Origin of the sequence: Gluconacetobacter entanii, assembly GCF_003206495.1 — a bacterium.
In the GTDB taxonomy this organism is placed as follows: Bacteria; Pseudomonadota; Alphaproteobacteria; order Acetobacterales; family Acetobacteraceae; genus Novacetimonas; species Novacetimonas entanii.
The window spans coordinates 44,312-54,157 of record NZ_NKUF01000021.1 but is presented as its reverse complement, the minus strand read 5'-3'; the positions used below and the strand labels follow the sequence as shown (position 1 = coordinate 54,157).

Sequence of the window (9,846 nt, the reverse complement as noted above, 5' to 3'; positions counted from 1 at the left end):
GATGATCAGATGCCTCGAGCATGGTTCTGCCCTCCAGAGAGTTTCAGCAAGCACACTCTGACACGGCGCGGCTCGCTATCCACTCCTCATGGAATCTGGTGGGGAAAGTCGATATCCGGCAGTTGGAAAATTACAGCCAGAACGATCCCGATGCCTACAGCTTCTCCGGCGGGCTGAACCGTGCCAACCAGGGCATCCTTGAATTCGTGGAGATGTTCAAGGCCCCCATCAAGATGCTCCATCCGCTGCTGACGGCAACGCAGGAGGGGAATTATGTCGGCACGGAGAATATCGGCGCCATTCCCTTTACCGGCGTGATCCTTGCCCATTCGAACGAGGCCGAATGGCAGACCTTCCGCAACAACCGCTCCAACGAGGCCTTCCTCGACCGTGTCTGCGTCATCAAGGTGCCTTACTGCCTGCGCGTCAGCGAGGAGGCGATGATCTATGAAAAGCTGATCGACACCTCCAGCCTTTCGTCCGCCCCGTGTGCGCCCAACACGCTGGAAATGCTGGCGCGCTTCGCCGTCATGTCGCGGCTCAAACCACACCCCAACTCCACCCAGTTCGCCAAGATGCGGGTCTATGACGGGGAAAACATCCGCGAGACCGACACCAAGGCCCGCACGATGCAGGAATATCGCGACGCCGCCGGCGTGAACGAAGGGATGAACGGCATTTCCACCCGCTTCGCCTACAAGGTGCTGTCGGCCACGTTCAACCACGACCCCACGGAAATCGCGGCCGACCCGGTCCATCTGATGTATGTGCTGGAACAGGCCATCAGGCGCGAACAGTTCCCGGCGGAGGTGGAGGCCCAGTACCTCGCCACCCTCAAGTCCGAACTTGCCGGGCGCTATGCCGAATATCTGGGGCACGAGATCCAGAAGGCGTATCTGGAAAGCTATAACGACTATGGCCAGAACCTGTTCGACCGTTACCTCGAACATGCCGATGCGTGGATCGAGGACCAGGATTTCAAGGATCCCGACACGGGGCAGATGCTCAACCGCGACCTGCTCAATTCCGAACTGACGAAGACGGAAAAGCCCGCGGGTATCGCCAATCCCAAGGATTTCCGTAACGAGGTCGTGAAATTCGCCCTGCGCGCACGCGCGAACAATGCCGGCCGCAACCCGTCATGGACGTCATACGAGAAAATCCGCGACGTCATTGAAAAGCGGATGTTCAGCCAGGTGGAGGACCTGCTGCCGGTCATCAGCTTCGGGTCGAAGAAGGACAGGGAAACCGGGCACAAGCACGACGAATTCGTGGGACGCATGATTGCGCGTGGTTACACGGAACGCCAGGTCCGTCGATTGGTTGAATGGTACATGCGGGTCAAGCAGTCCGCCTGACACACGGAACATGGTGGTAATGCGCAGTGGACATCATTGACAGACGTTCCAATCCCCATGGGAAAAATATCGAGAACCGGCGCCGCGTGATCGAACGCGCCCGCGACGCCGTCCAGAAATCCGTGCGCGAAGCGATCGCACACGGCAGCATACAGGAGACCGGACATGACAGAAGCGTCACCGTCCCGGCGGACGCGCTGCACGAACCCTCTTTCCACCGGGTCTTCAGCGGGGGCAGCCGTCATTTCATCCTGACGGGCAACAAGGAATTCTGCCGTGGCGACAAGCTGCAGCGACCACCATCCGCAGGGCAGGGCGGTGGCGGCGCAGGCGAAGGCAACCCGTCGGAAACCGGGGAGGGGGAGGACAGCTTCCGCTTTGTCCTGAGCCGGGAGGAATTCCTCGACCTTTTCCTTGATGACCTTGAACTGCCGGACCTCATCAAGCGCGAACTCTCGACAACCGAGACGACGGCCCCCATGCGCGCGGGACTGAGCAACGAAGGCTCACCCTCGCAACTGGACCTGTCGCGCACGATGCGCCGTTCCATCGCCCGGCGCATCGGCCTGCGCCGCCCGCGTCCCGATGAAATGGTGCAGGTGGAGCAGCGCATCGCGGCACTGGAGGAACAGCGCCCCCTGAGCACGGGCGAGCTTGAGGAACTCCAGCAGTTGCGTGAACAGCGCGCGACCATGCAGCGCCGGTTGGCGCGCATTCCGTGGGTGGACCCGGTTGACCTGCGTTATCGCCGTCATGCCGTGGTGCCGCAGCCTGTGACACGCGCGGTAATGTTCTGCCTGATGGATGTCTCCGGCTCCATGACCGAGCGGATGAAGGACCTTGCCAAGCAGTTCTTCTCGCTGCTGCACGTGTTCCTCGAACGGCGCTACCGCACGCTCGACATCGTGTTCATCCGCCATGCAGAACGGGCGGAGGAAGTGGATGAGAACACGTTCTTCCACGACCCGAGCACGGGGGGCACGCTGGTCTCCTCCGCGCTGGAACTGATGGCCGAGATCCAGAAGCGCCGCTACCCGGTCCATAGCTGGAACATCTATGCCGCGCAGGTCTCAGACGGTGACAACCTGCCTTCGGACATGGCGCGCGCCTGCACGCTGCTGAGCGATGAGATCCTGCCGAACGTGCAGTATTTCGCCTATATCGAGGTCTCGGCCTCCGGCGCGGTGATCCGGGGGCAGACGGACCTGTGGCGTGCCTATCACGACATTTCCACCCATGTGCCCCACCTTGCGGTCCGGCGCGTTGCCGAACGCAAGGATATCTTCCCTGTCTTTCGCGACCTCTTCTCGCAGCAGCCTGAAAGGGAACACGCATGATGGACCTTCGCCCCGTATCCCCGCCCACGCGGGCACGCTCCGGCCTGCTGTATCAGGGGAATGACTGGAATTTCGAGATCCTGCGCGACTGCTACGACGCGGTGGCAGAGATCGCGGAGGGGGAACTTGGCCTTACGACCTATCCCAACCGGCTGGAGATCATCACATCCGAACAGATGCTCGATGTCTATACCGCCCACGGCATGCCACTTGGCTATCGTCACTGGTCACTGGGCAAGCGGTTCATCGCCCACGAAAACGCCTATCGCCTGGGCATGATGGGGCTGGCGTACGAGGTCGTCATCAATTCCGACCCGTGCATCAGCTACCTGATGGAGGAAAACTCCGCCACGATGCAGACGCTGGTGATCGCGCATGCCGCGTTCGGCCACAACCATTTCTTCCACAACAACCGCCTGTTCCGCGAATGGACCAACGCGTCGGAGATCCTCGACTACCTCGAATTCGCGCGTGGCTACATCCACCAGTGCGAGGAACGCCATGGCATCGCGGCGGTGGAGCGTATCCTTGACGCCGCCCACGCGCTGCAGGGGCAGGGGGTGCATCGCCATTCGGGCTCAAGGCGGCTTGACCTGCGGGGCGAGCAGCGCCGCGCGCAGGCCCGCCTCCTGCATGAGGAGGCGACCTTCAACGACCTGTGGCGCACCGTGCCCGTCGATGAGGAGCAGCAGCCCGACACGACACTGAACGACCCGCTGCGCCACCGCCTTGGCCTGCCGGAAGAAAACCTGCTCTATTTCCTGGAAAAACATGCCCCGCTGCTCGCCCCGTGGGAGCGTGAGGTCATCCGCATCGTGCGCATGATCGCGCAGTATTTCTATCCGCAGCCGCAACTCAAGATGATGAACGAAGGCTGTGCGACATGGGTGCATGACTACATCATGCGCCGCCTGCATGAAAACGGCCGCATTGACGACGCCGCGTATCTGGAGGCCATCCATTCCACCAGCAATGTCATCACCCAGCCCGATTTTGACGCAGGTGGCGGCCCGTCCTTCAACCCCTATGCGCTGGGCTTTGCGATGATGGGCGACATCGCGCGCATCTGCACGTCCCCGACCGAGGAGGACCGCGCATGGTTCCCCGACATCGCGGGCAACAACCGTCCCGTCGAGACACTGAAACATGCATGGTCCGAATTCCGCGACGAGAGCTTCATCCTGCAGTACCTCTCCCCCGCCGTGATGCGCAGGTTCCGCATGTTCCGTCTCCATGACGATACCTCGGCCCCCTATCTGCTGGTGGATGCGATCCATGATGATGCGGGATATCGCGACATCCGGCGCACGGTGGCGCAGAACCACGATCCCGCCAACATGAATGCGGAAATCGAGATCATCAGCGCCAACATGCACACTGACCGCCTGCTGACGATGGAACACCGCACGACGCGGGGGCACCAGTTCCACCCCGACGATGCGCGCAAGACCCTGCAGCATATGGCGGACCTGTGGGGATATGGTGTGCAGTTGATCGAACGCGACACGGAGGACGGCGCGGTGCTGGCCACCCATGAGGCGACGGGGCGCGGCGGCCCCGGACGCTGATTGCAGCGGACGATCTTTCTTTTCTGGACCGAATCCGGGCCGAAGGAAGCGCACAACGCTTGCAAGGCCCCGATTCACGGCTTATGAGGGTGCGCCAACGGTCGGGTACCCGCGGCACTGGGGACCCTCCACTGTCTGATGAGGTTCCTGCAGCATGTCTTCCACGACAAAACCGGTTTCCACTCCCCGTATCGAGGATCGCATCCGCGAGGCCCTGGCATTTGACGATGTGCTGGTGGTGCCGGACGAATCCAATGTCCTGCCTTCGGAAACATCGACAAAAACCCGTCTGACGCGCCGGATCGAACTGAACATCCCGCTTGTCTCCTCCGCCATGGACACCGTGACGGAAGACAACATGGCGATCGCCATGGCGCAGAACGGCGGCCTGGGCGTCATTCACAAAAACCTGACGATCGAGCAGCAGGCCGAGCAGGTCCGCCGCGTCAAGCGTTTTGAATCCGGCATGGTCGTCAATCCCGTCACGGTCTTCCCCGACCAGACCCTGGCGGAGGTGAACGCCATCATGTCGCGCCACGGCATCAGTGGCCTGCCGGTGGTCGAACGCGACACCAACCGCCTTGTGGGTATCCTGACCAACCGCGACGTGCGTTTCGCCACCGATCCGGGGCAGCGTGTCTATGAACTGATGACGCGTGAAAACCTGATTACCGTGCGCCAGAACGTCGCCCGCGACCAGGCGCGCCAGTTGCTGCACCGCCACCGCATCGAAAAACTGCTGGTCATTGATGACGAGGACCGCTGCGTCGGCCTGATTACCGTCAAGGACATGGACAAGGCGGTGATGCACCCCAACGCCAACAAGGACGAACTTGGCCGCCTGCTGTGCGCCGCGGCGACCGGCGTGGGCGAGGACGGACTGACCCGTGCGCGCGAACTGATTGACGCCGGGGTGGACGTGATCGTGGTCGATACCGCCCATGGCCATTCCCGCGGCGTCCTGACCTCCATCGAGAAGATCAAGGCCATCCGCGAGGATATCCAGATCATCGCCGGCAATGTCGCAACGCCGGAGGCCGCGCGCGCCCTGATCAAATCGGGCGCGGACTGCGTGAAGATCGGCATCGGGCCGGGGTCGATCTGCACCACCCGTATTGTCGCAGGCGTGGGCGTGCCGCAGTTTTCCGCCGTCATGGAAACGGCCGCCGCATGTCATGAACTCGACATCCCCGCCATTGCCGATGGTGGCATCCGGACGTCGGGCGATGTCGTAAAGGCCATCGGTGCGGGCGCGGACGTCGTGATGATCGGCTCCCTGCTGGCCGGGACGGAAGAAGCCCCCGGCGAGGTGTTCCTGTATCAGGGCCGGACCTACAAGTCGTATCGCGGGATGGGCAGCCTTGGCGCGATGGCGCGCGGTTCGGCCGATCGCTATTTCCAGCAGGAAATCAAGGACACCCACAAGATGGTGCCCGAAGGGATCGAAGGCCGCGTCGCCTACAAGGGCGCGATGGGCGCGGTCATCCACCAGTTGGTCGGCGGCCTGCGTGCGGGCATGGGCTATACCGGTTCCGCCACCATTACCGACCTGCAGCAGCGCGCACGCTTCCGCCGCATCACCGGTGCGGGCCTGCGTGAAAGCCACGTCCATGACGTGTCCATCACCCGCGAAGCGCCGAATTACCGGCAGGATTGATAGTACCATTACAAAAGCGATTACGATTCCATGACCCCCAGTGCACGGCTGTCGGCCGCCATCGACCTTATTTCCGCGATGGAGGCCACGCCGTACCGGCCCGCCGACGCCGTCGCCAATTCGTTTTTCCGCGAACGCCGGTATATCGGCGGGGGGGATCGCCGGGCCATTTCAGGCCGGGTGTGGGAGATCCTGCGTCACTGGCGGCATCTGTGCTGGTGGATTGAACAGGCCCAGGCCCCGGTCACGCCGCGCAATCTGGTTCTGGCGCTGGTGGTGCTGGCGCGACAGGACAGGATGACGCCGGACGAACTGTTCAGCGGGGAGCGTTATGCACCCGCCCGGCTTGACCAGCATGAACGCGCCCTGTGCGCCTTCCTGCGGGGCAAGTCGATGGAGCATCCCGAAATGTCGCGGGCCGTAAGGCTGGAGGTTCCGGACTGGCTGCTGCCACGGCTGGACGCGACCTTTGGCGCGCAGACCGATGCGGAACTGGCGGCGATGGCGGGGGAGGCGACGCTGGACCTGCGCGCCAACCTGCTCAAGACCACGCGGGAGGCCGCGCGCATCGCACTGGCGGAAGAAGGGATCGTCACCGAAGATACCAGCCTGTCGCCATGGGGGCTGCGGGTTGCGGGACGCCAGCCTGTTACCTCCACGGCGGCATTTCGCGCCGGGCTTGTGGAAATACAGGACGAAGGCAGCCAGCTGGTCGCCGCCGCCGTAGGGGCAAAGCCGGGCATGCGGGTGCTGGATTACTGCGCCGGGGCGGCGGGTAAGACGCTGGCGATGGCCATGACGATGAACAATCGCGGCCATATCGTCGCCTGCGACGTGTCCGAACCCCGGCTGGAGGGGGCGGTGCGGCGCCTGCGGCGTGCAGGTGTCCATAACGCGGAACGCCACCTGCTGAGCACGGGCGACAAATGGGCGCGCAGGCGTGCGGGCAGTTTCGACCGCGTGCTGGTGGATGCACCCTGCACGGGCACGGGCACATGGCGTCGCAACCCGGACGCGCGCCTGCGCCTGCGGGAGACGGACCTGCTGGAACTGATGGAAAAGCAGGCCGATATCCTTGACCGCGCCGCGACATTGCTGCGTCCGGGCGGACGGCTGGTCTATGCCACCTGTTCCATCCTGAACGAAGAAAACCGCGACCAGATCGCAGCCTTCGTGCAGCGCAATCCCGCGTTCCGGCTGGTCACGCCACCGGCAGGCGAAGGGGAAATGCCCGAGGGCCTGCTGGTGGGGGGGCAGATGAGCCTGTCGCCATTGCGGAACGGGACGGACGGCTTTTTTACCGCCGTCATGGAACGCACCGCCTGACAGGATTTTTTCACCCCTGACATATGCCTCTCGCCCCCATGCGGCCAGCCTGACTTCATACCCGCCGATGTGGCGCAACCCTGTCTTGTTTCCGACTGCGCCACTGGGGCTCCCGACAGGACATAACAATACGGGAAACGGACATGCAGCATAATCTGGCGATCGGACTTCTATGCGTTCTTGGCGGCGGCATCGCCGCACAATGGGTCGCGTGGAGGTTTCGCCTGCCAGCCATCGTCCTGCTGTTCGCGCTGGGACTGATCTATGGCCCGGGCCTTGGCCTGCTGCACCCGTCGGCCACGATCGGCGGTTATTTCCATCCCGTGATCTCGCTGGCGGTCGCCTTCATCGTCTTTGAAGGGGGGCTGGCGCTCAATGTGCGGCAATGGCGCACCTCGGGCGAGGGGGTACTGCGCCTGACGGCGGTGGCCCTGCCGATCAACTGGGTGCTGGGCACGCTTGCCGCGCATTTCGTCGGCCACCTGCACTGGGGCACGTCATGGCTATTTGGCGCCATCATCGTCGTCACCGGCCCCACGGTCGTCCTGCCCCTGCTGCGCCATACCAAGCTGCGGCCACGCGTCGCCGCCTTCCTGCGATGGGAAGCCATCGTCAACGATCCGATCGGGGCGATCCTGGCCACCCTTGTCATGGAATTCCTGCTGCTCCAGCCGTCCCCGACGGGGGATGTGTCCCTTGCGGCAATAGAGATCTGGCCGCATCTGCTGTTCAGCACCATGTTCGCCATCGGCTGCGGCATTTTTCCCGCCCTGCTGGTCAAATTCCTCTCCAGCCGCGATCTCCTGCCTGAAATCCTGCGCATTCCCATCATCCTGACCTTCGCCATGAGCATGGCCGCCATATGCAACCTGGTCATGGCGAGCACGGGCCTGATGGCGGCAACGGTCTTTGGCATGGCGCTGGCCAACCTGAATGTCGTGGGCATGTCCGAACTGCGCCGCATCAAGGAATCCCTTGGTGTCATCGTGGTGTCGTGCCTGTTCGTGATTCTTACGGCCGACCTTCACCGTGACGTGCTGCAGAAACTGTCCCTGCCGATCCTGGCGCTGACCCTGACGGTGCTGTTCGTGGTCAGGCCGCTCGGGATTTTCCTTTCCACCATCCGCTCCGACCTGTCGTGGCAGGAACGCCTGTTCGTCGGCTGGATCGCACCGCGCGGGATCGTCGCGGCGGCCGTCGCGGGGGCGGCGGGCCTGCAGTTGCGCGACGCGGGCGATCCCAGCGCGGCGCTGATCACGCCGGCAGTGTTCGCCGTCATCGCCACGACCATGATCCTGCACGGGTTTTCGCTGCGCCCGCTGGCGCGCTACCTGCGCCTGACGCTTTCGGATGAACCGGCGCTGGCGATCATGGGGGCCAATGCCTGGTCCACGAACCTGGCCACCACGCTGCATCAGCAGGGCATACCGGTGGTACTGGTCGATACCTATTCCGGGGCGCTGGAAAAGGCCGACCGCCAGGGGGTGCCGACGCTGAAGGCCGAACTCCTGTCCGAAGAAGGGCTCGAACGGCTGGAGGAGCGACCGGCGGACTACCTGATCGCCGCCACGCCCGACGCGATCTATAACGGGCTGGTCTGCGCACGGCTGGCCCCGGATTTCGGGCGCCAGCGCGTGTTCCAGGTCAGTCCGGGGATCGCGCGCCTGGACCTGTATCGTGGCGTCAGCCGGGAATCGCGGGGCAAGGTGCTGGGGGAACCGTCATGGAATTTCTCCATGATCGATTCCCTTTTCGACCGGGGATGGCGTTTCCACTGCCACGTTATAACAGACCCCCTGCAGGAAAATGACATCAGCGAAGGACATGCGCTGGTTTTCATGGTCATCCGCAAGGGGGTGGCGATATGGATCGTCTCCGCCGAGGACGAGATCGAGACCGAAGCCGCCGAAGGCGACATGGTCATCATGTTCCAGCCGCAGCCTGCCGTATCCCCGGCCTTACCCACCACGGCGGCATAGCGAACGCGGTTTCAGGGCCTCGTGCCCGGGGGCAGGACCTCGATTTCCGACAGGCCCATTGCCAGCAGGCGACGCAGTTCGGCCTCCGGCACCGCGATGCAGCCTTCGGTCGGGCCGCCACCCGCGGGGGGCAGGTGAAAAAAGATCGCGGAGCCGCGTCCGGGCACGGGCGGCGAATCATTGTATCCCAGCACGACCACGATGTCGTACACGTGATCGTCACGCCACAGACGCTCATGCCGACCGGCATGGGGAAGCATCACATACTGGTTATAATCGGCGTCGGCCGGATCGTCACACCAGCCGTCATGTGGCGATAACGGCTCCACCGGCAGGTGGCAGACAGGCGCCGCGACCCGGTCCGCACGGTAGAAAACCCGCCGCAACGGAAGGAGTCCAACCGGAGTGGCATGATCTCCTTCGACTTTATGCAATGTGACGCCACCTGCGCCGATGGAGGCGGGCATCCGCTCGTTCATGCAATGCAGTTGTGCGTCCAGACCGGTATTCGATTGCAAAATAGCGCGTATCATGAATTTCTCTGTGTAAGGTCGCATGTGTGTTATGTCCGGCCTGCGTATGGCTGGATATGGTTTCGCGATCATTGGGCGACAGCCTGAT

General features: G+C 63.2%; 7 protein-coding genes. 6 read left to right on the top strand and 1 reads right to left on the bottom strand.

What is annotated here, in order from left to right; all coding sequences use genetic code 11:
• The first annotated feature begins 98 nt into the window (after window positions 1-98).
• The 6 genes from CFR72_RS10380 to CFR72_RS10355 all read left to right on the top strand — a co-directional run bounded on the left by CFR72_RS10380 (window position 99) and on the right by CFR72_RS10355 (window position 9,225).
• Window positions 99-1,358: a PrkA family serine protein kinase gene (locus tag CFR72_RS10380; protein ID WP_456303980.1), complete on the top strand. Its 1,260-nt coding sequence runs from the start codon at window positions 99-101 to the stop codon at window positions 1,356-1,358.
• Window positions 1,359-1,384: 26 nt separating this feature from the next.
• On the top strand, window positions 1,385-2,695 hold the full coding sequence (locus CFR72_RS10375) for a YeaH/YhbH family protein (RefSeq protein WP_110913876.1): 1,311 nt from the start codon (window positions 1,385-1,387) through the stop codon (window positions 2,693-2,695).
• Entirely contained in the window at window positions 2,692-4,263 is a 1,572-nt protein-coding gene (locus tag CFR72_RS10370; RefSeq protein ID WP_110913875.1) for a SpoVR family protein, read from the top strand. Before CFR72_RS10375 ends, CFR72_RS10370 begins: the two co-directional genes overlap by 4 nt.
• Window positions 4,264-4,417: 154 nt before the next feature.
• Window positions 4,418-5,920 carry an IMP dehydrogenase gene (gene guaB / locus CFR72_RS10365; RefSeq protein ID WP_110913874.1) on the top strand — a complete coding sequence of 501 codons (1,503 nt, stop codon included), beginning with the start codon at window positions 4,418-4,420 and terminating at the stop codon, window positions 5,918-5,920.
• 30 nt (window positions 5,921-5,950) lie between these two features.
• Window positions 5,951-7,246, top strand: a complete 1,296-nt coding sequence (locus CFR72_RS10360) for an RsmB/NOP family class I SAM-dependent RNA methyltransferase (RefSeq protein ID WP_110913873.1) — start codon at window positions 5,951-5,953, stop codon at window positions 7,244-7,246.
• 143 nt (window positions 7,247-7,389) lie between these two features.
• A complete protein-coding gene (locus CFR72_RS10355) occupies window positions 7,390-9,225 on the top strand; it encodes a cation:proton antiporter (protein WP_110913872.1) in 1,836 nt (611 codons plus the stop codon).
• A gap of 11 nt (window positions 9,226-9,236) precedes the next feature.
• Here CFR72_RS10355 and CFR72_RS10350 read toward each other — a convergent pair whose 3' ends face one another.
• Window positions 9,237-9,704 carry a L,D-transpeptidase family protein gene (locus tag CFR72_RS10350; protein ID WP_110913883.1) on the bottom strand — a complete coding sequence of 156 codons (468 nt, stop codon included), beginning with the start codon at window positions 9,702-9,704 and terminating at the stop codon, window positions 9,237-9,239.
• Window positions 9,705-9,846: the final 142 nt, after the last annotated feature.